This window comes from Arthrobacter sp. StoSoilB13 (genome assembly GCF_019977255.1).
In the GTDB taxonomy this organism is placed as follows: domain Bacteria; phylum Actinomycetota; class Actinomycetes; order Actinomycetales; family Micrococcaceae; genus Arthrobacter.
Window position 1 is genome coordinate 1118592 of sequence record NZ_AP024648.1, and the last position, 24985, is coordinate 1143576.

Annotated in this window: 20 protein-coding genes and 2 pseudogenes; 15 read left to right on the forward strand and 7 right to left on the reverse strand. The window is 63.0% G+C overall.

Annotated elements, in window-relative coordinates; translation table 11 throughout:
* Positions 1-55: 55 nt before the first annotated feature.
* Together ligA and LDP01_RS17375 are read left to right on the forward strand one after the other, a co-directional pair.
* Positions 56-3175, forward strand: coding sequence for an NAD-dependent DNA ligase LigA (gene ligA, locus LDP01_RS17365; protein ID WP_527249076.1), 3120 nt, complete (start codon positions 56-58; stop codon positions 3173-3175).
* Positions 3176-3208: 33 nt separating this feature from the next.
* Complete coding sequence (locus tag LDP01_RS17375) at positions 3209-4417, forward strand: AAA family ATPase (RefSeq protein WP_224092014.1); 1209 nt, start codon at positions 3209-3211, stop codon at positions 4415-4417.
* A 44-nt stretch (positions 4418-4461) separates the two neighbouring features.
* Here LDP01_RS17375 and LDP01_RS17380 read toward each other — a convergent pair whose 3' ends face one another.
* Genes LDP01_RS17380 through LDP01_RS17395 form a run of 4 tightly spaced genes read right to left on the reverse strand, consistent with a single transcriptional unit; the run spans position 4462 to position 8649 of the window.
* The gene (locus LDP01_RS17380; protein ID WP_224092015.1) at positions 4462-5829 is read right to left on the reverse strand and encodes an LLM class flavin-dependent oxidoreductase; all 1368 of its coding nucleotides are present in this window, start codon (positions 5827-5829) and stop codon (positions 4462-4464) included.
* A gap of 50 nt (positions 5830-5879) precedes the next feature.
* Positions 5880-6623 carry an ABC transporter ATP-binding protein gene (locus LDP01_RS17385; RefSeq protein WP_224092017.1) on the reverse strand — a complete coding sequence of 248 codons (744 nt, stop codon included), beginning with the start codon at positions 6621-6623 and terminating at the stop codon, positions 5880-5882.
* Positions 6599-7528 carry an ABC transporter permease gene (locus tag LDP01_RS17390; protein ID WP_224092019.1) on the reverse strand — a complete coding sequence of 310 codons (930 nt, stop codon included), beginning with the start codon at positions 7526-7528 and terminating at the stop codon, positions 6599-6601. The genes LDP01_RS17385 and LDP01_RS17390 overlap by 25 nt, the downstream gene beginning before the upstream one ends.
* 2 nt (positions 7529-7530) lie before the next feature.
* Entirely contained in the window at positions 7531-8649 is a 1119-nt protein-coding gene (locus tag LDP01_RS17395) for an ABC transporter substrate-binding protein (RefSeq protein ID WP_224092021.1), read from the reverse strand.
* A 518-nt stretch (positions 8650-9167) separates the two neighbouring features.
* On the opposite strand from LDP01_RS17395, the pseudogene LDP01_RS17400 reads away from it, so the two are divergent.
* Positions 9168-9681: pseudogene (locus tag LDP01_RS17400) on the forward strand (GNAT family N-acetyltransferase).
* Positions 9682-9750: 69 nt separating this feature from the next.
* Entirely contained in the window at positions 9751-10143 is a 393-nt protein-coding gene (locus tag LDP01_RS17405) for a RidA family protein (RefSeq protein ID WP_224092023.1), read from the forward strand.
* A 13-nt stretch (positions 10144-10156) separates the two neighbouring features.
* Here LDP01_RS17405 and LDP01_RS17410 read toward each other — a convergent pair whose 3' ends face one another.
* Positions 10157-10816 carry a response regulator gene (locus tag LDP01_RS17410; protein ID WP_224092025.1) on the reverse strand — a complete coding sequence of 220 codons (660 nt, stop codon included), beginning with the start codon at positions 10814-10816 and terminating at the stop codon, positions 10157-10159.
* Complete coding sequence (locus LDP01_RS17415) at positions 10809-12584, reverse strand: sensor histidine kinase (RefSeq protein WP_224092027.1); 1776 nt, start codon at positions 12582-12584, stop codon at positions 10809-10811. Before LDP01_RS17415 ends, LDP01_RS17410 begins: the two co-directional genes overlap by 8 nt.
* A 198-nt stretch (positions 12585-12782) precedes the next feature.
* Here LDP01_RS17415 and LDP01_RS17420 point away from each other — a divergent pair, with 198 nt between their 5' ends.
* The 6 genes and pseudogenes from LDP01_RS17420 to arr all read left to right on the forward strand — a co-directional run bounded on the left by LDP01_RS17420 (position 12783) and on the right by arr (position 18878).
* Positions 12783-14237, forward strand: a complete 1455-nt coding sequence (locus LDP01_RS17420) for a CitMHS family transporter (RefSeq protein WP_224092029.1) — start codon at positions 12783-12785, stop codon at positions 14235-14237.
* A 156-nt stretch (positions 14238-14393) separates the two neighbouring features.
* Positions 14394-14690: an Asp-tRNA(Asn)/Glu-tRNA(Gln) amidotransferase subunit GatC gene (gatC, locus tag LDP01_RS17425; RefSeq protein ID WP_017199363.1), complete on the forward strand. Its 297-nt coding sequence runs from the start codon at positions 14394-14396 to the stop codon at positions 14688-14690.
* Between the two features lie 5 nt (positions 14691-14695).
* Positions 14696-16266 (forward strand): annotated as a pseudogene (gatA, locus tag LDP01_RS17430) (Asp-tRNA(Asn)/Glu-tRNA(Gln) amidotransferase subunit GatA).
* The gene (gene gatB, locus LDP01_RS17435; RefSeq protein ID WP_224092031.1) at positions 16266-17774 is read left to right on the forward strand and encodes an Asp-tRNA(Asn)/Glu-tRNA(Gln) amidotransferase subunit GatB; all 1509 of its coding nucleotides are present in this window, start codon (positions 16266-16268) and stop codon (positions 17772-17774) included. Before gatA ends, gatB begins: the two are co-directional and overlap by 1 nt.
* 95 nt (positions 17775-17869) lie before the next feature.
* Positions 17870-18430 (forward strand): DUF5666 domain-containing protein, encoded by a 561-nt coding sequence (locus tag LDP01_RS17440; RefSeq protein ID WP_224092033.1) that lies wholly within the window; start codon positions 17870-17872, stop codon positions 18428-18430.
* A 37-nt stretch (positions 18431-18467) separates the two neighbouring features.
* Positions 18468-18878 carry an NAD(+)--rifampin ADP-ribosyltransferase gene (arr, locus tag LDP01_RS17445; protein WP_224092035.1) on the forward strand — a complete coding sequence of 137 codons (411 nt, stop codon included), beginning with the start codon at positions 18468-18470 and terminating at the stop codon, positions 18876-18878.
* Positions 18879-18941: 63 nt separating this feature from the next.
* Here arr and LDP01_RS17450 read toward each other — a convergent pair whose 3' ends face one another.
* Entirely contained in the window at positions 18942-19955 is a 1014-nt protein-coding gene (locus tag LDP01_RS17450) for a formylglycine-generating enzyme family protein (RefSeq protein WP_224092037.1), read from the reverse strand.
* A 212-nt stretch (positions 19956-20167) separates the two neighbouring features.
* Here LDP01_RS17450 and LDP01_RS17455 point away from each other — a divergent pair, with 212 nt between their 5' ends.
* From LDP01_RS17455 to LDP01_RS17475, 5 genes are all read left to right on the forward strand, one after another.
* The gene (locus LDP01_RS17455) at positions 20168-21193 is read left to right on the forward strand and encodes an ABC transporter permease (protein WP_224092040.1); all 1026 of its coding nucleotides are present in this window, start codon (positions 20168-20170) and stop codon (positions 21191-21193) included.
* A gap of 31 nt (positions 21194-21224) precedes the next feature.
* Positions 21225-22148 carry a carbohydrate ABC transporter permease gene (locus LDP01_RS17460; protein ID WP_224092042.1) on the forward strand — a complete coding sequence of 308 codons (924 nt, stop codon included), beginning with the start codon at positions 21225-21227 and terminating at the stop codon, positions 22146-22148.
* 69 nt (positions 22149-22217) lie between these two features.
* Positions 22218-23876 carry a type 2 periplasmic-binding domain-containing protein gene (locus LDP01_RS17465; protein ID WP_224092044.1) on the forward strand — a complete coding sequence of 553 codons (1659 nt, stop codon included), beginning with the start codon at positions 22218-22220 and terminating at the stop codon, positions 23874-23876.
* Between the two features lie 47 nt (positions 23877-23923).
* Positions 23924-24577: a LacI family DNA-binding transcriptional regulator gene (locus LDP01_RS17470; protein ID WP_224092046.1), complete on the forward strand. Its 654-nt coding sequence runs from the start codon at positions 23924-23926 to the stop codon at positions 24575-24577.
* Positions 24480-24977 carry a substrate-binding domain-containing protein gene (locus LDP01_RS17475; RefSeq protein WP_224093917.1) on the forward strand — a complete coding sequence of 166 codons (498 nt, stop codon included), beginning with the start codon at positions 24480-24482 and terminating at the stop codon, positions 24975-24977. The genes LDP01_RS17470 and LDP01_RS17475 overlap by 98 nt, the downstream gene beginning before the upstream one ends.
* Positions 24978-24985 lie beyond the last annotated feature (8 nt).

Below are 24985 nucleotides of genomic sequence, written 5' to 3' on the forward strand. Positions count from 1 at the left end.
CGGGCCCCCGCTCCGCCAGGACAATAATGTCCGCGGCTTGCGGCAAGATAGACCTGTGAGCACACCAGAGAATCCAGATCCGGTCGACACCACAACCCAGGATGCCGCTGCGGCCATCGTCGCAGAAGAGGGAGCACCTCCGTCGGAGAGCCTGCGGGATGAGTATGAGCAACTTGCGGACCTCGTTCGCAAGTACCGGTATGCCTATTACCAAGAGGACGCGCCCACGGTTTCCGACGCCGAGTTCGATGAACTCTACCGTCGCCTGGAAGAAATCGAAGCGCTGCATCCGGAACTCGTTTCCAATGACTCGCCTACGCAGGAAGTCGGCGGCGAAGTCTCTGCCGCCTTTACTGCCGTCGCGCACCTACAGCGGATGTACAGCCTGGACGACGTCTTTTCCCTCGAGGAGCTCGAAGCCTGGGTACGTAAGGCTGAAGCTTCCGTGGCCAAGCTCGGGGACAGCGTCCCGCCCATTGCCTGGCTGACTGAACTGAAAATCGATGGACTCGCCGTCAACCTGCTGTACAGGGACGGAAAATTGGTGCGCGCTGCCACCCGGGGTGACGGCACAACAGGTGAGGACATCACTCATAACGTGCTCACCATCAAGGAGATCCCGCGTCAACTCAGCGGCTCGGGTTATCCTTCGGAAGTTGAAATCCGTGGGGAAGTATTCATTCCTTCCAAGGCGTTCGTTGAGTTCAACGAAGCCTTGGTTGCGGCAGGCAAGGCCCCCCTCGCCAATCCACGCAATGCGGCTGCGGGCTCGCTCCGCCAGAAGGACCCGGCAGAAACAGCAAAGCGTCCACTGAGCATGTTCGTTCACGGCATCGGTGCCCGGGAGGGCCTGAATGCCATGAGCCAATCCGAAACCTATAAGTTGCTGGCTGACTGGGGACTGCCTGTCAGCCCCTATTTCAAGGTTCTGGATTCCTTTGAAGGCGTCCTGAAATTCATCGCCCATTATGGCGAGCACCGGCACGACCTCCTTCATGAAATCGATGGCATCGTGGTCAAAATTGATGACTTCGCCACACAACGCGCCCTCGGCTACACTTCCCGCGTCCCCAGATGGGCAGCCGCTTACAAATACCCGCCGGAGGAAGTCCACACCAAGCTTTTGGACATCCTCGTCAACGTGGGCCGCACGGGGCGCGTCACGCCGTTTGGAATGATGGAGCCGGTGAAGGTCGCGGGTTCCACCGTGGGAATGGCCACTCTGCACAACCAGGACGTGGTCAAGGCCAAAGGCGTCATGATCGGCGACATCGTGATTCTCCGCAAGGCCGGTGACGTGATCCCCGAGATCGTTGGACCCGTGCTGGCGCTGCGAGACCAACAGGACCCGCCCGTGCGCGAATTCGTGATGCCCACCGAGTGCCCGTCCTGCGGTACGCCATTGGCACCGGCAAAAGAAAGCGACGTGGACATCCGTTGCCCCAATGCCAAGTCCTGCCCGTCGCAGCTGCGTGAGCGTGTTTTCCATCTGGCTGGCCGCGGTGCGTTCGATATCGAGGCCCTGGGCTGGGAAGCAGCGATCGCCTTGACGCAGCCGGCAGAGCCGGAGACTCCTCCGTTGACCAGCGAAGCCGTGCTGTTCACTTTGAAGCCTGAGGATCTGGCGAATGTCATGATCCGCCGGGAGAAGAGGTCCAAGGGTGTAGGCACGGGCCAGTATGAGCTTGTTCCGTACTTCTACTCAAGGGGAACGGCCAAGTCGCCTTCAAAGCCAACGGCAACCACGGAAAAACTCTTTGCCGAGCTGGAGAAAGCGAAGAAGCAGCCTCTGTGGCGTGTCCTCGTGGCATTGTCCATTCGCCATGTGGGACCCACAGCCTCCCGTGCCCTTGCGACGGCCTTCGGCAGCATGGACGCGATCCGCAACGCCACTGAAGAGCAGCTTGCGCATGTTGACGGCGTCGGACCTACCATCGCGGCGGCCCTGAAGGAATGGTTCGCCGTGGACTGGCATAACGAGATCGTGGACAGCTGGGCAGCTGCCGGCGTGCGGATGGAAGACGAACGCGATACCAGCGTGCCGCGAACCCTTGAGGGCCTCACCATCGTGGTTACGGGGACCCTGCCAAACTTCAGCCGGGACGAAGCCAAAGAAGCCATCATCATTCGAGGCGGGAAGGCCTCCGGCTCGGTGTCCAAGAACACGAGCTACCTCGTGGCTGGTGAAAGTGCCGGGACCAAGCTGGATAAAGCCGAGCAGCTCGGTGTTCCGATTTTGGATGAGGACGGCTTCCGCGAGTTGTTGGAGAAGGGCCCGGGGAACACCGAGGCCGACGCTGACGCTGCAGCCGAGGGCCGATGCTGCAGAGACAGTGAAAGCAGAAGCAGAATGACCGACGCCATCGAGCTGCTCGCCGTAGCGAAACGCGCTGCTGCTGCGGGCGCGGCTGTCCTGTCCCGGAGAGCTTCCGCGGGCACAGGCGGCGTGGGATTGGGAATATCCAACAAAGGCGATGCCGGCGATTGGGTGACCGAGTTCGACGTCGCAGCAGAGAACGCAGTCCGCGAGGCTATCCTTGCGGCCCGGCCGAACGACGCCATCACGGGGGAGGAGCACGGCACCACCCGGCCCCAGCGAGCCTCGGGTTACCGCTGGTCCATTGATCCGCTTGATGGCACTACCAACTTCATCCGCAACATCGTCTATTACGCCACGTCGGTGGCCGTGGCGGATGCCGACGGCGTCTGGCTGGCGGGAGTAGTTCATGCGCCGGCCCTGGGTCGGGTCTACTCGGCCGCCCGGGGCGGGGGCGCCTGGTTGGAAGTCGCGGGGGAGACTACCCGTTTGGCGGGCCCCGTTCCCGGACGCACCGGCCTCATCCTTGCCACGGGATTCAGTTACGATCCCGATACCCGTGCCAATCAGGCAGAAGGCCTCGCCGAACTGATGAACGGCTTCGCGGATGTTCGGAGGCTGGGGTCCGCGGCGTTGGATCTGTGCCTGGTGGCAGATGGCACCTACGACGCCTTTGGGGAGCGCGGATTGAACGAGCATGATTTCTCTGCCGGCGCCCTGATCGCCGAAGAAGCGGGCTGTTGGGTGCGAAGGCCACGGCTCGCGAGCCCACTCGACGGCGGTCCAACACTTGAGGATCGCCTGGCCGCGTGGACGTGCGCAGGGGCCTTGGAGCTGTCCGGCAAATTTCCCCTGTGACCTTCCTGTACCCATGACCAGCATCCCCTCGCCATGATCAAGACCCTCGCCATCGCCAACTACCGCTCCATCCGCGATCTCGCGATTGAGCTGCATGGCCTGGACGTGGTGACAGGGGCCAACGGCAGTGGCAAATCCTCCCTGTACCGTGCGCTGCGCCTGCTGGCCGAATGCGCCGGTGGCGACTCCGGAAACGTGGTGGGATCGTTGGCCAGGGATGGCGGGCTGGCATCGACGCTGTGGGCCGGTCCTGAATCAATCAGCGAGGCAATGCGGCGGGGCGAAGTTCCGGTCCAAGGTACCGTCCGCCGGGATTCCGTCAACCTGAAACTGGGGTATTCGGGTGACGACTTCGGTTACCTTGTGGACTTGGGCATGCCCGTGTCCAGTGGCGCCGGGTTTGACCAGGAAACAGGCAGGCCCCGCCCTTCGGCCTTTAGCCTGGATCCCGAGGTCAAGCGCGAGCAGATCTTTTCCGGACCGGTAGCAAGGCCAGGTTGCCTGTTGGTGGATCGCAAAGGAAGCCTTGCGAAGCTCCGTGGGCCTGACGGCGAATGGACTGAACTCTCGCGCCGACTGGATACTTTCCAGAGCATGCTGACGGAAGTTTCGGACCAGGACCAGGCTCCTGAAGTACTGCGGGTCCGGGACTCCGTGCGTTCCTGGCGGTTCTACGATCACTTCCGGACAGATGCAGAAGCCCCAGCCCGGCAAGCGCAACTCGGCACCCGCACTCCCGTGCTGCACCACAGCGGGAAGGACCTGGCGGCGGCGCTGCAGACCCTGCGTGAAGTGGGATTTGAACGGCAGCTGGACGCAGCGATCGATCACGCCTTTCCGGGAAGCCGCCTCGAAATAGCCGTAAGCGACGGCCGCTTCAGCGTTGAGTTGCGGCAGCCTGGGATGCTGCGGCCCATGAAAGCGGCCGAACTCTCGGATGGTACGTTACGCTTCCTGCTCCTGACCGCCGCGTTGCTCACTCCGCGGCCTCCGGAATTGATGGTTCTCAACGAACCCGAGACGAGCCTCCACATCGACCTGATGCCGGCACTGGCTGGACTCATCATCCAAGCCAGTGCCAACAGCCAGATCATCGTGGTGACACACTCCGAAGCGCTGCTCAGGGCGCTCCGGGAAAGCGGAGCGGCCCATGAGCACGAGCTTTACAAGGATCTGGGCGAGACCAGGATCAAGGGACTCGGATCGCTGGAAGGCCCGTTGTGGAGTTGGCCCAAACGCTGACCTCGAACCACAGCGCCAGGCACGCGGCCGGGGCCAGCCAGTCATCAGAAGGCCGAACCGATGGATGTGAGCTGCTGCGCCGCGGAGCCGGAGAAGCGGTTCCCAGGGCGTGCCAGCCCGTAGTGTCCGCGCAGCGTCGACGCCGTGTATTCGGTGCGGAACAGGCCACGCTGCTGAAGGATCGGCACTACCTGGTCCACGAAGACCTCCAGCCCGGACGGCAGGACGGGCGGCATGATGTTGAAGCCATCGGCGGCGCCTGCCTGGAACCCGTCCTGGATGGCATCGGCCACTTGCTCCGGCGTCCCTGAGAAGGTGCGGTGCCCGCGTCCGCCGCCCAAACGGCCGATCAGTTGCCGGACCGTAAGCTGTTCACGGCGGGCAAGCTCCACGATCAGCGTGTACCGGCTCTTGGCTCCCTCAATCTCGTCCTCGGAGGGGAGGTCCGCAGGCAATTGCTGGTCCAGCGGAAGGTCCGCGGGGGCCACCCGCAGGGTCCTTGCCAGCTGTTCGCGGGCGTATTCAGGCTTGATCAGCTCGTCGAGTTCACGCTCAAGCTTCAGCGCTTCTGCCTCCGTGGAACCAATGACCGGGACGATGCCGGGCAGGATCTTGATGCCCTCGGGATCGCGCCCCACGGCCAGGGTGCGGGCCTTCAAATCGGCGTAGAAAGCCTGCGCATCCTCCACTGTCTGGTGGGCTGTGAACACGGCCTCGGCGTACTGGGCGGCGAGCTTCTTACCGTCTTCGGAGGACCCCGCCTGCACGATCAGCGGGTGGCCCTGCGGGGAACGGGGGACGTTCAGGGGACCACGTACGCGGAAATGCTTGCCTTCGTGCTCGATGGTGCGGATCTTGGTGTCATCACCCCAGACTCCCTCAGCCTTGTCGGCCAGCACGGCGTCGTCTTCCCAGCTGTCCCACAGCTTCTGGGCTACTTCGATGAATTCGGCCGCCCGCTCGTAACGGACGGCATGCGCAGGCTGGTCATCGACGCCGAAGTTTCGCGCAGCGTCCGGCCCCGCCGTCGTGACGACGTTCCAACCGGCGCGACCACCGCTGACCCAGTCCACCGACGCGAAGCGCCGTGCCAGGTTGAAGGGGTCGTTGTAGGTGGTGGAGGCTGTGGCGATCAGGCCGATGTTCCGGGTTGCCGCCGCGATGGCGGTCAGCAGCACCGTGGGTTCCAGCTTGCCGGCAGGGCGACGGCCCACCTCGCCGAAGAGGACGGGGGAGTCCGCGAAGAAGATGGAGTCGAGTTTTCCGCGTTCCGCCGTGCGGGCCAGATGCTGGTAGTGCTCCACCTTGGTGGAGGCGAAAGGATCACTTTCCGGCAGGCGCCAGGAGGCCTCATGGTGGCCAGTGCTCATCAGGAAGGCGTTGAGGTGGAGTTGGCGTTGTGGGGCGGGCATGGGTTTCTCCTTGATTCTGGTGAGGGGTTATTTCTGGTGTGGGTTGGGTTTCAGGCACCAACGTGGACGCCGAGGGCAGCGAGCAGCTCGCCCCTCAGCGATGAATGCCCGACGCCGGTTCCGGCCTGGCGCTCGAGGGCCACACGGCCGTCTTGAAGGACGATCACGCGGTCGGCCAAGGTGATGGCCTCGTCGACGTCGTGGGTGACGAGCAGGACGGCGGGGCGATGCGCGGCAACCAGTTCCTTCAAGAGCGCGTGCATCTTCAGGCGGGTCAGGGCGTCGAGGGCACCGAAGGGTTCATCGGCAAGAAGCAGCCGGGGCTCCCGCACCAGCGACCTCGCCAAGGCAACGCGCTGTTGCTCACCTCCGGACAGCTCGTGCGGCCAGGCTTTTTCGCGGCCGGCGAGTCCCACCTCGGCGAGTGCACGGCGTCCGCGGGCATCGGCGTCGTCATCCCTGAGGCCCAACGTGACGTTGCCCAGGACGGTGTCCCAGGGAAGGAGCCTCGAGTCCTGGAACACCACTGACACCTGGTCCGGGACCTTGACGATCCCACTCCCGCGGACGTCGCGGTCCAGGCCGGCAAGGGCACGGAGCAGCGTGCTCTTACCGCAGCCGCTGGGGCCGAGCAGGGCGACGAATTCGCCCGGAGCGATGTCCAGGTCCACGCCGTTGAGCACGCCCTTGGGACCGAAGCTTCGGATGAGGTTGCGCACGGAGACCTCGTGGGAAGGTGCCGTGCGCGGCCCGACTCCCTGCGAGGCACTCAGCCCGCCAACGTGCGTTGCCATGACAATGCCTTTCGTTCCAGGAGCCGGACGGCTGCGTCGGAAAGCAGGCCCAGGACGCCGTAGACGGCAAGGCCCAGGACGATGATGTTGGTTTGGCCGTACGTGCGGGCGAGCTCCATCATGTAGCCGATGCCGCTGGTGGAATTGATCTGCTCCACCACCACCAAGGACACCCAAGCGCCAGTGACGGCGAAGCGGAGCCCCAGGAAGAATCCGGGCAGCGCCCCGGGGAGCACCACGCGGCGGATGAACCCGGACCGGGTTAGCCCAACTGTCTGTGCCAACTCGACATATCGCAGGTCGATTCCGCGCAGTCCGGCGTGCGTTTGCAGGTAGATCGGCACGAACACCCCCAACGTGATGGTGAGGACCTTCATGGTTTCATCGATGCCGAACCAAAGGATCAGCAAGGGGATCAGGGCCAGGCCGGGGATGGCGCGCTTGATTTGCACAGGACCATCGATCAAGGCCTCACCCACCCGGCTCAGTCCAGCCAGGAGAGCCAGGACGGCTCCCACCACAATCCCGAACAACAGCCCGAAGCCTGCACGCTGGGCAGAGATTGCAAGGTTCTCCTGGAGTCGGCCGTCCGCGATCAGCTCGCCCGCCGTAGACACCACGGTCCACGGCTCGGACAGGATCCGGGGATCCAGGAGGCCTGTAGCGGACGAAACCACCCAGAGCAGGATCAGGGCGGCGGGGCCCACCAAACCGGCCAGGCGGCGTCTTGGTCCAGGACCCAGGCGGCGGCTGCCGGGCCTGACATCGGGGCGGCCTGTCAATGCCGGGTCGAGGTGAGGTTCGACGACGGCGCCCGGTTGGGTGCCGACGTCGCGCGTCTGCGGGGGAGCCGTGCGGGCTCGCGCGGTAGCGGCATTCGCGTGCTGGGCAGCAGTTGTTGTCATGGCTAGGCGCCCCCTGTCGCAGCGTAGGCCGTGCCGGCTATAGCTTCGAAGCGCAGGTCGTACAGCTTTGCAGCGTCCAATTTGGGCTTCTTCTGCTCGCGTGCCAGCAGGTCGATGGTTTGCTGGTGGCGGGCAATGGCCTCCGTCCACGAGGCAGGGAGATCGCGCTCGCCGGCGGCATCGATCAGGTACTGGCCGTCCTCGCGGGAGAGCCCCTGGTTCTTGACGTAGTAGCCCTCAAGCCATTCCCTGGGGTGGTCTTGGATCCACCGCTGTGCCTGTCCCCAGAGCTTCACATACTCCGCAAGTGCGGCAGCCTTGGCCGGATCCTCCAAGACCTTTGCCGGCGCGTACAGATGACCGGGATCGTCGCGGAGGCCGTGCCGGAGAGTGGTTCCGCCGTCCGCGCCGTACTTGGCCAGGTATCGCTTGATTTGGACGCCTCCCAGTGGGGCAGCATCAACCTGCTTGCTGGACAGGGCGGTGGAATACGTGTCCCCGGTGCTGGGCAGTTCCACGAGCTTGACGTCTTTTTGTTCCAAGCCTGCCTTTTCCAGAATGCGCAGGACGAGCGCGCCCTGCGCCTGGCCGGGACTGTAGGCGATCTTCTTGCCACGAAGGCCCTGGAGTTCCGTAATCCCGGCGCCCGGGGCCACACCCAATTCATAAAGTGGGTGGTTCACGGCGTCTTTGCGAAAAACGCCCGCAATGATCCGGACATCCAGGCCGGTCCACGTGGCATGGATGGGAGGTATGTCGGCCACGGAACCGACATCCAGCGCGTTGGCCCGGAACGCTTCGGTGGTGGCCGGGCCGCCGGATATGTTGGCAAACTTCACCGGGAAGCTGAGCTTCTTGTCCAGGCCGGAGAGTTCCAAGGCGACCTGTACCGTGGGGTCGCCCACCACCAGCGTGGTCCCTTCCGGGACGGAGGTGGCCAGCGGTGCCGTGACCTGCGCGGCCTGTGTGGCGTCGCCACCAGCCGTGGCCGAACCGCCGCAGGCAGTCAATAGGCCGAGGGCGGGGAGGGCGATGAAGGCGCCGAGGACTTGGCGGCGGTTGGGTGCAGTGCGTTGATGATTTGTGTTGATCCGTGTTCGAACGCGGGGGGACGCGGACATGTAAAGCCTTTCAGGTGCGGGTGGGTCGCCGCAGCCCGGAGCCAAGGGCTCAAACGGGCGGCGGTGGTGCGGATCGCTTATTTCTGAAGGCAGGACGGACAGCAGGTGCGAGCCTGCGTCGCGCTGAAATGGGCCTGGGGCATCGTTCCTCCTGTTCTGTATTTCTTAGGGATCGGTATTTCCTGGTGATCGGTATTCCCCAGTGATCTCCAATCCGCAGCTTGTTTAGCGCGGTGAAGGGCAATGTGCGGTTGCCGTGTGGCAACTCAAGCACGGTCCCCGCACCCTTCGCCAGCTCTTCGACACGTGCCCGCAACAGCGGGAAACCGGGCTTCACGGCACGCCACAGGACGCAATCCAGGGCCATGGAAAGCAACACAAAAGGGTGCCCAAGGACTGGCAAGGGGACAACGTGACGCAACAATCCGCCGTCGGAAATTCTGCGGCTGACTGATAGTTCGGTCACGGAAAGGGCTGTTTGGCGTATTGTGCGGTGACCGCGCCACTACCATTGATAAGTGCATTCGTCGATTACTGTCCGCCCAGCCCTGCCCGAAGACTATGACGACGTTGCCCGCATCACGCAGGATTCATACGTCACCGCGGGGTACTACGGCAGCGCGGACCACCCGTACCTGCAGCAACTCCAGGACGTGGCAGCGCGCGCGGAGCACGCCGAAATCTTCGTCGCGGAACGCAATGGCCAGGTGATCGGTTCCGTCACGGCAGCACCGGCCGGTGGCGGATTCTCTGACATCGGTCTGGAAGACGAACTGGAACTGCGCACCCTGGTGGTAGATCCCGCTGTACAGCGTTCCGGTGCCGGACGGGCTTTGGTGCAGGGCCGTCGTCGAGCAAGCCAAAGCGATGGACGGCATCGGTGCTGTCTCCCTCACTACGGGAGCCACGTGGGAGAGCGCCAATGCCCTCTACGCCCGGACCGGTTTTGCCCGCGCTCCGCACCGCGACTGGTTCGTGCCCGGCACCGACATAAAGCTGTTCGTTTACAGGCTGGACCTCCCGCAGCCCTAAAGTTTCCTTTCGTAAACCCCGCCGGGTTTGTACAACCGGAACGGGCACAGCGATCAGGAAAGGCGCGGCATGCGCAAGACATATGGCACGGGTTCCGTCTGGGAACAGACCCTGGGGTACTCCCGCGCGGTCCAGGTGGACAACACACTCTTCATTTCTGCTACGGCGGCTTCCGGCGTCGTTGATGGGCAGGATGCAATCGTCGGCGATGACTTCTACTCGCAGACCAAATACATCCTTGAGAAGCTCGGAGCGGTCCTGGAAGAAGCGGGGTTCTCCTACGAGGACGTCGTTCAGTCCAAGCTGTACCTGACGGACATCAGCAAGTGGGAAGACGCCGGCCGCGCCCACGGCGAGGTTTTCGGCGAGATTCGTCCCACCCTGGCACTGGTGCACGTGCTGCCCTTCCTGGATTCCAGGATGCTGGTGGAAATCGAGCTCGTCGCGCAGAAGTCCGCGTAAGGCGCCGCTTGGGTTAGCCCGGGATGCCGTAGCGGTGTTCCGGGCGGCCCGTGCTTCCGTAGCGTAATTGGATTTCGACGGCGCCATCGTCGGCAAGCGAGGACAGGTACCTCTGCGCCGTCGCCCGGGAAACGCCCACCCGGTCTGCGACTTCAGCGGCTGAGTACTGTTCGCCGGGAAGCAGCGATTCCAGGACTGCCGCTTCGGTTGCCGAGCGTGGTTTTTGAGCGGGCGTCACGTCACCTGGGATCAGTGCCCGTTTGGCACGTTCAATCGTGGTCTGGTCAACGCCCGTTTGCTGTCCAAGGATCCGGCGATACCGTGCATAGGACCTCAGCTGCTGGGACAAGGATTCCGCGGTGAAGGGCTTTAGCAGGTACCCCAGGGCGCCGCGCCGCATGGCAACCCTGATGGACGGGGCATCAGAGGCCGCTGTCAGCATGATGGCATCGATGTCCAGCTGGCCCAGCAAATCAAGACCTGAACCGTCCGGCAGGTACACGTCCAGCAACACCAGGTCAGGACGCAGGCTGTGGATCGCCTGCAAAGCCTGCGACGCGGAACCGGCCGGAGCGAGCGCCATGAATCCGGCTACTGAGTCCACGTAAGCCGCGTGCAGCCTGGCAACGTGGAAGTCATCGTCCACAATGAGCACCCTCAAATCCTCAGCCACTGCTGTCCTCCTGCATTGTCCTGTCAGCTTCCCTTCCAGCCCCCGTGCCGGTTGGGGCTTCAGCGCCGACGTCGGCCGATCGTCCCATCACGCCAGGAATTGTGGCCATGAAGACAGCTCCAGGGCCGCCTTTCCTGCCGGCCTCCAGGACGCGGACGTCCCCACCCCTGCGCCGGGCCAACTGCCGAACCAAAGCCAAGCCCAAACCTTGTCCGGCCCCCTGACGCACCGGTTGTTCCGACGTCGTGAATCCTTCAGCGAAGACTTCCTCAGGTTCCAGGTTTCCCAAACCGTCTCCGGAATCGCCCACGACGATATGCAGGGTTCCGTTGTCCTGGCCGGCATCGTCAAGCAACTCAACTTCCACCCAACGCTCCGAAGCGGAACCGGCGACGGCGGCACTCACGGCGTTGTCGATCAGGTTGCCGAGCACTGTGGTGACGTCCTGCGGATCGGCCACGTGTCCCCGGACCAACGTTTCCGGTCCGATCCTCAGCGCCACTCCGCGTTCGGAGGCCTCCACGCTCTTGGCGCCGACAAAAGCCTGCAAATACGTGTCCTGAAGGAGTTCCGCCTGCTCCACAGGGAACTTGAGGGGGCCGGTGGCGGAGATCCTTGCCAGGTATTCCTTGGCCTGCTCGTGTTGGCCGATGCTCATGAAGCCGGCAATGGTGTGGAGTTGGTTGGCGAATTCGTGGCGCTGGGCACGCAGGGCGGTGGACATGGTTCCCACGGCGTCCAGCTGGCGGGTCAATTGCTGCAGTTCGGTGCGGTCGCGGAGCATGACCACCCAGCCGAGGTCTTCCTTGCGGTGCCAGGCTTTTCGGGCGCTGGCCACCAGGACCCGTCCACCGGCTACCAGTTCCACGGCTTCGGCGTCACGGGCTGCCGGCTGGGTGAGCTGCTTGAGTTGAGCGGGAACGTTGGCTGTAGCCCAGTCCTGGCCGGTGGCGTCGGGCAGGTCCAGGAGCCTGGCGGCAGCGGCGTTGAACACGGAGATGCGTCCATCGGCCGCGATGCCGATCACGCCCTCGTCCACGCCCTGGAGTACTGCCACTTGATCGTGGACCAGGGTGCTGATCTCCTCTGGTTCCAAGCCCAACGTGAGGCGCTGCAAGCGGCGCCGGAGCAGGAATGAAGCCAGGACGCCAGCCAGGAGTGCGCCGCCGGCGGTCAGGGCAATGGGCACAATGTCCTGTGCCAGGCTCTTGCTGAGGGACTCCATGGAGTAGCCCACACTGACTTCGCCCACGATTGATCCAGCCGTGCCTGCGCCCTCAGTACCTGTGCCCTCAGTACCTTGGCCGTCAGCCGAGGGTGCGTACACCGGCACCTTGGCGCCCGCTGATGGACCCAGAGTGCCCGTGTTGCGGGTGGTGATTTCCCGGCCTGCCAACGCTACTGAGGGGTCTGTGCTGACGCGTTCACCGAGCCGCGCAATGTCCGGGTGGGCCAACCGGAGTCCGGTTTCGTCCGTGATGACTACGAAGAGGGCCCCGGTGCGGACCCGGGCCGCTTCCGCTGCTGCCTGCAAGGGGCCGGCCGCCAGAACGCTGGCTGGCGGGGTTCCTTCTTCTTTGCTGATGGCCTGGACGTCTTCCCTGATGTCGGGATCCGCCGCAACTGTGCGGGCGAGGGTGAGTGCCTGGTTTTCGGCTTCGTCGCCGATCCGTTCGTAAACCAGCCAAGCGTGGACGGCACCGCTCAGCAGCACTACAAGCAGAACTACCCCCAGTTGGAGGAGGAGCGTCTGGGTGGAGAAACGCATACTGACCCTGCTAAAGCGCGGCACCGTTACTCCTTTCCTCCAGCTCCATTGAAGCACTGAGCACAATGCGCAAAACGCTCGCAATGATCAGTATTCCCGACAATTCCCGGAAACCCCAGCCCGTGACGGGCGCCACTATAACGTCTGTAGTGCGCATCACATCGAAGTGGTGCCCTTCACAGTAGTAAGGAGCCGGCCGTGCTGGTTTTGCTTGGATTCGCAATGATTGCGGTATTCATGGTCCTGATCATGACCAAAAAATTGACGCCCGTCTTGGCGCTGATCATCGTCCCCACCATGTTCGGTCTCTTCGCGGGGGCCGGCTTGGGCATCGGTCCCATGGTCATGGACTCGATGAAGTCCATGACCTCCACGGCCGCGCTCCTCATGTTCGCCATCATCTACTTCGGCCTGATGATCGACGTCGGGCTCTTCGACCCCCTGGTCAAGTTCATCCTGCGCAAGCTTGGCAACGACCCCGCCAAGGTAGTCCTCGGTACGGCGATCCTCGCTGCGGCAGTCTCCCTGGACGGCGACGGCTCAACCACCTTCATCCTCACCACCGCCGCCATGCTGCCGGTCTACCTGCGCCTGAAGATGAGCCCCGTGGTCCTCACCTGCGTGGCCGGCCTCGCGAACGGCACCATGAACATCCTGCCGTGGGGTGGGCCCACAGCCCGCGCCGCTACAGCACTGAAGCTGGACGTCAACGACGTCTTCGTCCCCATGGTCCCGTCCCTCATCGTTGGCCTCATCGTCGTGCTCGTCTTCTCCTGGCTGCTTGGTCTGCAGGAACGTAACCGCCTCCGCACCACCGCCCCCGAAATCTGGGGCGACGTCGCCGATCCTTCCGACGCGTTCGACGGCGGCAAGGGCCGCGGCGGCTTTGGCCGCGCCGGCTCAACCACAACCGCGCCCAAGCCGGTAACCGGCGGAGGCGCCGGCGTCGCAGTTCTTGAACGTACTGAAGAGCTGGTGGACGATCAGGACACCGCCATGGCTGATACCGCGCTGGATCCCAACCGCACCACGCTGCGTCCCAAACTGTTCTGGTTCAACCTTGGACTCACGGTCGCCGTCATGGTCACTTTGGTAGCGAACATCGTCCCGCTCCCGTTCGTCTTCATGGTGGGCTCGGCCATCGCACTGCTGGTCAACTTCCCCAAGGTCAAGGACCAGGGTGCCCAGCTGATCGCACACGCGCCGTCGATCGTCGCCGTCGTCAGCATGGTCATGGCCGCTGCAGTCCTCACCGGTGTCCTCAACGGCACCGGCATGGTCAAGGCAATGTCCGAATGGCTCGTCCAGATCATCCCTGCGGACATGGGTCCCTTCATGGCAGTCATCACCGGCGTGCTGAGCATCCCCATGACCTTCTTCATGAGCAACGACGCCTTCTACTTCGGCGTACTTCCGGTCCTCAGTGAAACCGCAGCCCACTATGGTGTCGGAGCAGCGGACATGGCCCGCGCTTCCATCACCGGCCAGCCCTTCCACCTCCAGAGCCCGCTGGTCCCCGCCATCCTGCTCTTGGTGTCGCTGGCCAAGGTAGACCTGGGCGACCACCACAAGAAGGTCCTCTGGCGCACGGCAGTCATCTCGATCGTCATGCTGGCTGTCGGAGTCCTGACCGGAGCAATCGGCATCGGCTAAACAACCCCATCAAGCAACGCGGAGTCACTTACGGCCCATCCAGGCACCTTGGATGGGCCGTAAGTGACCCCGCGTTGTTGTGCTTCGGCGTACGGCGGCTCACCCAAGCCAAGTAGACTGGTTCGGAAAACCATTTGAACTTTGCAGGGGAGATCCATGGCTGCGATCAACCGTGACGACGTCGCGCATCTTGCGCGTCTCGCTCACATTGAAATGAGTGCCGAAGAGCTGGACAGGATGGCGGTCGAGCTTGCCGTCATCGTGGATTCGGTGAAGTCCGTCAGCGAAGCCGCCGGGGAAGATGTCCCGGCCACGTCCCACCCGATTCCGCTGACCAACGTGTTCCGCGAGGACGTCGTGGGCCACACGTTTACGGCTGAGCAGGCGTTGTCCGGCGCTCCGGATGCTTACGAGAACCGTTTCAAGGTCCCGGCAATCCTGGATGAGGACTAATTACCATGACTGAGCTGAAGAACGAACTCATTCGCCACTCCGCTGCCGATCTTGCTGCGAAGCTTGCCGCCCGCGAGGTTTCCGCTGTTGAAGTGACGCAGGCGCACCTTGACCGTATTGCTGACGTGGACGGCCAGATTAACGCGTTCCTGCATGTTAATACCGAGGAAGCCCTGGCTGTTGCGGCCGAGGTTGACGCTGCGCGCGCCGCTGGTGGCGCCGCTGCCGGGGAGCTTCATGCCCTGGCCGGTGTGCCGATCGCTGTGAAGGACTTGATCGTGACGATTGGCCAGCCGACGACGGCTGGTTCGAAGATCCTTGAGGGCTGGCACAGCCCGTACGACGCCACGGTGATCAAGAAGCTCCGTGCTGCGAAGATGCCGATTCTTGGCAAGACCAACCTTGACGAGTTCGCCATGGGTTCCTCCACGGAGCATTCGGCGTACGGGCCCACCCGGAACCCGTGGGACCTGGACCGCATTCCTGGTGGTTCGGGCGGTGGCTCGGCTGCCGCCGTCGCCGCTTTTGAAGCGCCGCTGGCGCTGGGCACTGACACCGGTGGATCCATCCGCCAGCCCGGTGCTGTCACCGGAACCGTCGGCGTCAAGCCGACATATGGTGCAGTTTCCCGTTACGGCGCGATTGCCATGGCGTCCTCGCTGGACCAGATTGGCCCGGTGTCCCGCACGGTGCTGGACGCGGCTCTGTTGCAGGAAGTTATCGGCGGCCATGATCCGTTCGATTCCACGTCCCTGACCGATCCGTTCGACAACCTGGCTGCTGCTGCCCGCGTAGGCAATGTTGCCGGCATGAAGATCGGCATCATCAAGGAACTGCACGGCGAGGGCTACCAGGGGCCGGCGTCGAGAACCGCTTCAACGAGTCCCTTCAGCTGCTCAAGGATGCCGGCGCGGAAATCGTTGAGGTTTCCTGCCCCAACCTGAAGTACGCCCTGGGCGCTTACTACCTCATCATGCCGTCCGAGGCGTCCAGCAACCTGGCCAAGTTCGACGGCGTTCGGTATGGCTTGCGTGCCCTGCCCAAGGACGGCCCCCTGACGATCGAGCGCGTCATGGGTGCAACCCGTGCCGCTGGCTTTGGTGATGAGGTCAAGCGCCGCATCATCCTGGGCACCTATGCCCTGAGCGCTGGTTATTACGACGCCTACTACGGTTCGGCGCAGAAGGTCCGCACGCTCATTCAGCGCGACTTCGACGCCGCGTTCTCGAAGGCGGATGTCCTCATTTCGCCTACGGCTCCCACCACAGCGTTCAAACTGGGGGAGAAGGCGAACGATCCCCTGGCCATGTACCTGAACGATGTCGCCACCATTCCGGCCAATATGGCTGGGATCCCGGGCTTGTCGCTGCCCGGCGGCCTGGCTGACGAGGACGGTCTGCCCGTCGGCGTACAGCTGCTGGCCCCTGCCCGCCAGGACGCCCGCCTGTACCGTGTGGGTGCTGTGCTTGAGTCCATTCTGGAAGAAAAGTGGGGCGGCCCGCTTCTTGCCCAGGCTCCCGAATTGAAGACACCCGCTCTCGGGGCCGCTTCCAACTCCGCCGGAGGTTCAAACTAATGTCCGTCGACGCAACCCTGAGCTTCGAAGAGGCCATGGAGAAGTACGATCCTGTTCTGGGTTTCGAGGTCCATGTGGAGCTCAACACCAAGACCAAGATGTTCTCCTCCGCCCCGAACGTCTTCGGCGATGAGCCGAACACCAACGTCAACGAGGTGGATCTCGGCATGCCCGGCGTCCTCCCTGTGGTGAACAAGACCGCTGTGGAGTCCTCCATCAAGATCGGCCTTGCCCTGAACTGCAAGATCGCCGAGTACTGCCGTTTCGCCCGGAAGAACTACTTCTACCCGGACACCCCGAAGAACTTCCAGACCTCGCAGTACGACGAGCCGATCGCGTACGACGGCTACCTCGACATCGAGCTCGAAGACGGCACCGTCTTCCGCGTCGAGATCGAGCGTGCCCACATGGAAGAGGACGCCGGAAAGCTCACCCACATGGGTGGCTCCGCAGGTCGCATCCAGGGCGCCGACTACTCGCTGGTGGACTACAACCGCTCGGGTGTGCCGCTCGTTGAGATCGTCACCAAGCCCATCCAGGGTGCGGGAAGCCGTGCCCCTGAACTGGCCAAGGCCTACGTTGCCGCGGTCCGCGAAATCGTGAAGAACCTTGGTGTTTCGGACGCCAGGATGGAACGCGGCAACGTCCGCTGCGACGCCAACGTTTCCCTGCGCCCGCACGGCCAGGAACGCTTCGGCATCCGTTCGGAGACGAAGAACGTAAACTCGCTGCGCGCCGTCGAGCACGCCGTTCGTTACGAGATCCAGCGCCACGCTGCCGTCCTGGACTCCGGCCAGCCGGTGATCCAGGAGACGCGCCACTGGCACGAGGACACGCGTTCGACGACGTCGGGCCGCGCCAAGTCCGACGCCGACGACTACCGCTACTTCCCTGAGCCGGACCTGGTTCCCGTCGTCGCCTCCCGTGAGTGGGTGGAGGAGCTTCGCGCCACCCTTCCGGAGCCGCCGGCCGAGCGCCGCAAGCGGCTCAAGGAAGAATGGGGCTACTCGGATCTGGAGTTCCGCGATGTGGTCAACGCCGGAGTCATGGACTCGATCGAGGAAACTATCGCGGCCGGTGCCAGCGCAGATGTTGCCCGGAAGTGGTGGATGGGTGAGATCGTTGGCCGCGCCAAGGTTGCCGACGTCGATCCTTCCGCTCTCGGTGTCACGCCGCAGGTCATCGTTGAGCTGAACAAGCTGGTCGAGGACGGCAAGATCAACAACAAGATGGCCACCCAGGTCCTGGACGGCGTACTTGCAGGCGAGGGTACACCCGCCGAGATCGTTGAAAAGCGCGGCCTTGCGGTGGTTTCCGACGACGGTCCCCTTCTGGAAGCCATCGATGCCGCACTGGCAGCACAGCCTGACGTCGCGGAGAAGATCCGTGGTGGCAAGGTCCAGGCCATCGGTGCGATCGTGGGCGGTGTCATGAAGGCCACTCGTGGCCAGGCCGACGCCGGCCGTGTACGCGAACTGATCCTGGAAAAGCTCGGCGTACAGGCCTAAGTACCCAAGTAGCTGGCAGTTGTCGTTGTTTTGAAGGCTCAGAACAACCGCAACTGCCAGCTACTTTTTTGTCCGGCCAGGAGCAGAATGGATGCATGGCCACCATTACACCGGGCCTTCGCAAGGCCTTTATCGCCAGCGGCATTGCCGTCGCCCTGACCGGCGGCGCGGCAGCCGCAGTGTGGGCAGGCACCCAACCCAGCCCATCGCCGTCGAGCGCTACCGCATCACCAAGTCCCACCACGACTGACGGCGCCAAGCGCCCTGAAGGGCGAGCCCATGGGATCCATGGCGAGCACGTTGTGAAAGAGCCGGACGGCACATTCCGCACTGTGGTCACACAGACAGGCAAGATCGAGTCCGTGAACAGCACCTCGATCACGGTGAAGAGCGATGATGGCTTCACGCAGAGCTACGCGATCACTTCAGATACGCGCATCTCACGGATGCCCACTAAACTTTCGGAGCTCCGGAACGGCAAGGGCAAGCCTACGCTGCCTTCAGCTGCCGCATCGGACCTTAAAGCCGGAGACACCGTCAGGATAGCCGGGTCCAAAGACGGCGACACCGTGACGGCGCAGCGCATTGTAGCCGGTGAGCTTCCGGCAGCCCTCAAAGGCCACGGCCCCAAGGGGCGCGGACATCAGGGACTATGACCAGTCGCCCCTCGCGTTCTGCGTTTAGGGTGTAACTGTGAATCAACCGCTGGACGAGGGTCCGTTCTTTCATGGCACGAAGGCCGACCTTCGGGAAGGTGATCTCCTGAGCGCTGGCTTCAGGTCGAATTACCGTCCCGAGGTCGTGATGAACCACATCTACTTCACAGCTCTGCGGGATGGCGCGGGACTGGCTGCCGAACTCGCGGCCGGGGACACGGAGCCGCGCGTTTACGTCGTCGAGCCGACCGGCGCATTCGAGGACGATCCCAACGTGACCGACAAGAAATTCCCAGGCAATCCCACCCGGTCATACCGCAGCGCGGCCCCGCTCAGGGTCCTCGGCGAAGTCACCGATTGGACGCGACTGGAGCCCGGGGCGCTGCGGGCGTGGAAAGAACGCCTGGCAGCAATTCTGGCTGACGAGCGCGGCGAAATCATCAACTGACTGAGATCTCTGCCGGATCCAGGGACCCTCGCCGGACCGGGGACCCTCGCCGGACCGGGGGCTTTAGAGCGCTACGGTCCTGAATCCGAGGTTGGCGCTGGCGGAGTCAGGCGTGTTGGAACTCCGTGCGGCCAGCCGGTAACGGTTGCAGTAGGAGTCGTGGCATAGGTATGAGCCGCCGCGCATGACCCTTCCGCGGCCAATTGTTGGGCCCTGCGGGTCCTTTACGGTTCCGGCGCTCAGGCACGTCTTGTAGTACTTGGGCAGGAACCAATCGTTGCACCATTCCCAGACGTTGCCGCTGGTCTGGTAGAGCCCATAGCCGTTGGGGGCGAAGGACCTGGCCGGCGCTGTAGTGAGGTAGCCGTCCTCGACGTCGTTACGCACGGGGAACTCGCCCTGCCAGATGTTGCAGTTGTGCCGGGCGCTGCCTTCGACGCTGTCATTGTGAAGTTCGTTGCCCCATGGATAGCGCTGCCCGGCCGCGCCGCCCCGGGCTGCATACTCCCATTCCGCTTCGGTGGGCAGTCGTCGGCCAGCCCATGCGCAGTAGGCCAAGGCGTCGTTGAAGGACACGTGCGTCACAGGATGGTCAGGGATGTCCTTCCAGTGCGAGAGGGGTCCGGCCGGGTGGGCCCAGTCGGCGCCACGGACATTGAGCCACCAAGGGACGTTGTTGACTCTGTTCAGGATGTCGTGCGGCTCGGCCTTGACTGCAAGATGGAACACGGCAGAGGTCCCGAACTCTTCAGACTCCGTGCGGTGCCCTGTGGCATCCACGAACGCCGCAAACTCCGTGTTTGTGACCGCGGTGGCGCTGATGGTGAATTCGGATACGGACACCTCGTGGACTGGAGTCTCGCCGTCTCCGTCGTACCCTTCACCGAAAGGATCGCCCATGGCGAAGGTCCCGGACGGGATCTGGACGTCGCCATGACCCGCTGCCGCGGCGTCGTGGCCCGAACGTACGACGCCGGTCGTCGGGTTCCGGTGTCCGCCCGCCGCGCGTAGTGGGAGCGTCAGTCCGGGTGTGGTGTGTTCCCGGGCGCCGGCGCCCGGGCTGCAGCAATCTGCCATGTCAGCCTTCCCTCTGCGGTTCTCCATCAATCTTAGTGGGGTGGGCCACACCGCCAAGAATGATCAAAACTGATTTCTATCCTTAGTTTCAATCATGATCTTGCAAACATGTTGGTCGTCGTTTATCGTTTGTTAAACGGTTAACGGGAGTGTTTTGAATCACACTCTTCAATCAACACTGATAACCCTTGCCCCAGCACTGAGGAGACAGCATGAACTCGACGACGCAACAAGCTCCGGCTTTGCCGGAAGCGCGCCGCGTCCCGGAGCCATTGCCGGGAAAATCCGGCACGGGGAGGCGCAAGGGCAACAGGGCACCTCAACAAAGCTTCCGTTCAAGGCTGAGGCGCGACAAGCAGATGCTCCTGATGATGCTCCCGGGCATCGCTTTCCTGCTGCTGTTCTTCTACATCCCCATCCTGGGCAACGTCATCGCGTTCCAGGACTACCAGCCCTACCTCGGCATCGGGGACAGCCTCTTTGTTGGCTGGCAGAACTTCGTGGACCTGTTCGGCAATCCCGACTTCATCCATGCCTTCTGGAACACGCTCTACCTGGCGGCCTGGCAGTTGGTTTTCCTTTTCCCGGTGCCGTTGGTGCTTGCACTGATTGTTGACTCCCTGATCAGCACGCGGATCCGCAGGATTTTCCAGAGCATTGCCTACCTGCCCCACTTCCTGTCCTGGGTCCTGGTGATCGCATTCTTCCAGCAGATGTTGGGCGGTGCGGGCTTCGTCAATAACCTGCTCCGCGATATGGGCATGGATCCGATTCCGTTCATGACCAATCCAGAAACCTTCCCCCTGATGGTGGTTGTCCAGATGATCTGGAAGGACGCCGGCTGGGCCATGATCATTTTCCTCGCCGCCCTGGCAAGCATCGATGCCTCCTTGTATGAAGCAGCGGCCGCTGACGGCGCGGGACGTTGGCGCCGGATGTGGCACATCACCCTGCCTGGGCTAAGGCCGGTGATCGTGCTCCTCCTGATCCTGCGCATTGGCGACATTCTCTCTGTCGGTTTTGAGCAGTTCATCCTCCAACGCGATGCCGTGGGTGCCGGGGCGGCGGAAGTGCTGGACACCTTTACCTACTACACGGGCGTGGTCGGTGGCGGCTGGAGTTCAGGTGCCGCAGCGGGCCTGGCGAAGGGTGTGGTCAGTGCCCTGCTGATCTACGGCGCCAACAAACTTGCCCACCGCTTCGGCGAAGACGGAATTTTTGCAAAGCAAGCACGCTGAGCCCACGCGGCTGCTGCACAAGGAGAACCCTATGGCAACAACATTTTTCACGAGGAAACCGCGGGAATTGACCTACAGCCCTAAACGACCCGTCTGGAAGGAACGCCCTTCTCCTCTGTACCAAACGGTAAAGGCCGTGGTCCTCGTCCTTTTCAGCCTTTCCATCCTGACCCCTATCCTCCTGGTGGTGTCCACGTCCCTGGCGGACACCGAACAACTCGTACAGGCCGGTGGATTCGTGCTCTGGCCGGAACGTCCCACCTTGGAGGCTTACGCCACGATCTTCAAAGGCCCCATGGTCCTGCAATCCCTGGGGGTGAGCATGCTCATCACCGCCGTGGGCACCATCCTGGCGCTGTTCGTCACCATCACCATGGCATACGCCACCAGCCGGTCAGTCCTCTTCGGCCGCCCCGTGGTGCTTGCGGTGTTGTTCACGCTGTTGTTCGCGCCGGGCCTCATCCCGTCCTTCCTCATGATTCGACAGCTGGGGCTGCTGGATTCCCTGTGGTCGCTGATCCTCCCGGGCATATTTGGCGCCTTCAACTTCGTGGTGATGCGCTCGTTCTTCATGAACATCCCGGGCGAATTGATCGAAAGCGCCAGGATCGATGGCGCCAACGACTGGCAGATCCTCTGGCGGATCGTCATGCCACTGTCCAAGGCCGTCATCGCCGTCGTCGGCTTGTTCTATGCCGTTGGATTCTGGAACTCGTTCTTCAACGCACTGCTCTACATCAATGACCACAGTAAATGGCCCATCCAGTTGCTGCTCCGCAACTTCGTAGTACAGGGCAGCGGGGCGGCAGACCAGCTCGGAATTACCACCACACCGCCTCCGCAATCCATCCAGATGGCCGTAGTAGTGGTGGCCCTGGTTCCCATCCTGATGGTTTACCCGTTCCTTCAAAAGCACTTCGCCAAGGGCGTCATCACCGGCGCCGTGAAGGGTTAGCCGTTCCCGCGGCACGCCTGCAACAAGCACAGCATCAACTACCAGCAAACAACCAGAAAGGCTTATGCCATGACGAGCACTACCTCACAGGCTGGATTCAGCCGCCGCGGTTTCCTTGGCCTCGCGGGCCTGGCCGTGACCGCCGTCGGCTTGTCCGCCTGCGGTGGTGGCGGAGCCGCAGGCACTGGAGGCGCCGCAGCCTCCGCTTCGGTCAAGCTGCCCACCTACAAGGAATTCACCGGCGTGACTCCAGACCTTGCCGGCAACGCCAAAGGCCTGCAAGCCGGATACTTCAAGCTGCCCACCGCCGTGCAGTCCGTGAAGGCTCCGCCGCTTAAGGGCAAGGTGACCGGTCTGACGGAAACCTTCGACACCATGAGTCCCGGTCTGAAGGACAACCCCTTCTGGCAACGGCTCAACTCCAAGCTCGGCGGCGATCTGGAACTGCAGATTGCCGAGGACATCGGAGACGGCTATCCGGCCAAGTTTGCCACCGTCCTGGCCAGCAATGAGCTGCCGGACATGATGTGGGTGCCACCGAACCAGGGAATTCCCAACGTTGGCCCCATGCTCGAGGCGAAGTTCCAGGACCTGACGCCCTACCTCTCCGGTGACGCAGTGCTTGAGTACCCCAACCTGGCGGCGCTCAAGCCCGATTCCTGGAAGACCGCCGTCGTGAACGGCAAGATTTGGGGAGCGCCCATCCCGAGCACCCCGTTCGGCCAGGTTTACCTGGGCAACCACGACGTATGGGCGCAAGTAGGTGGTTTTGAGGCCGCGAGCGCGGACGAGTTCCTGGACAAGGCAAAGGAACTGACGCGTCCAGGCGATCAGAAGTATGCCCTTGAGCCGGCCTATATCAATGCCTTGCACATGGTTACCGAGTGGTTTGGCGCTCCGAACAGCTGGGCCGTCAACAAGGACCGTACGCTCACGCATTTGTACGAAACGGACGAGTACATGGCCGGCGTTGAATTCACGGCCAGGATGTTCGCAGCCGGTGTTTTCTACCCGGATTCCAAGGCCACGGACATTCGCTCCCGGGTTGCCAATGGCAGTGTTGCGGCACAGGTGGTGGTGGGTCCCCATGACCTCCGTAGCTACCGGGCACTGAACAAGACCGCAAAGTTCGACATCCTTATTCCGTTCAGCGCCGACGGGAAGGTCAAGCCAACCTACGACATGGGCTATGGGACGGTGGGTTTCACGCCGTTCAAGAAGGCCGGGGAAGGCAAGATCCGTGAACTCCTTGCCCTCATCAATTACCTGTCGGCACCGTTCGGCACGGTGGAGTACATGCAGAAGAACTTCGGCGAGCTCGGCCAGGACTACACACTGGACGGCTCGGGCAACCCTGTGCGTACGGAGACTGGAACCACCAATGCCCCCGGTCTGGTTTCAGCATTGAACATCATGTCCAGCCCGGAGAACGTCATTTTCAATCCGGGATTCGACGACGACACCCGCTATGTCAGCCAGCAGGAAGAAAAATTGCTGGAGCTCGCATGGCGCAACCCCACCAATGGTTCCTACTCGGATACGAACGCCAAGGTGGGGGCGAAGATCACCAAACAGCTCCGCGACAAGGTGGTGGACATCATCACCGGACGGGCCAGGATCGATGAACTCAAGGATGCGGTCAAGCGCTGGAAGAGCGAAGGTGGTGACAAGATGCGCGACGAATACCAGGCCGCGTTGGATCCCGCTGCTCCCGTATTCAGGAGTTAGCCTCAAAAAACAAGACGGCATCAGAAACGAACAAGCAGGGGGAACTCATGGCAAAAGCGGGTAACACAGGTGTCCGGCCCACCATCCGTATGGTGGCCGAACTCGCGGGCGTTTCCACGGCCACGGTTTCCTATGTGTTGTCGGGTCGCCGCGGTGATGCGGGACCCGGAGTTTCGGACCCGACGGCGGAGAAGGTCAAGGCTGTTGCGGAGCGCCTGGGCTACCGCCCCAACCAGGCTGCCCGGGCTATCCGGACAGGGCGGACGAACACCGTCATCCTGTCATTGACGATGCTCTCCGATCCTTGGTCGTTATCCGTCATCGAGGCCGTGCAAAAGGCGGCAGCTCCCTTGGGAATCACACCGATGATCCTCGGCGACGCCGACTGGGTGAAGGTCCTTGGCACTCATAACGCCGATGCCGTCTTCGTGGATGCAGTCCGTCCCGACCAGCGGGATGCCTTGCGGAAGCTCGCGGAGCACGGGACCACGCTGGTGGTTTTCGACGAAGGGCTTGAACCCGATGGCTTTGACGTCATCAGGTCCATTGCGGGGCCCGGGTTGCCGCATGGCCGTGGAGCACCTCCTCCACGGCCATCGAAGGATCGCCTGCCTCACCCCGGCCACGGCCGCCGGCGCCCCTGGCGGCACCCGCTACCGGGCCTACGCAGATGCCTTGGCGGAAGTGGGCATCCCGGATAACGAGGATTACGTGGGCCTCTTCGATGGCACATCTGCCGGTGCGTATGCTGCGACAACGCGGCTGCTCAGCCTGCCGGACCGGCCTACCGCCATCTACGCCACCACGGACTTCGCCGCCGTCGCAGCCATCAATGCGGCTCAACGGATCGGGCTCGCCGTTGGCGTGGACGTGGACATCATCGGTGTGGGCAACACGGTGGAGGGGGAGCGCATGTCGCCGTCGCTCAGCACGGTGGGCCCCGTGGATTTCTTCGGCAAGCTTGCCAGGCTTCTTTTGCAGAGGGCAACGTCACCCGCTGCGCCTGACGCCAGGCGTGAGCCTGCGGTCCTGGACTTCCCATGGCACCTGTTCGTGCGCGAATCGGCACCCCACCGCAGCTCCGCAACCAGACTTTATTAGACGAACCA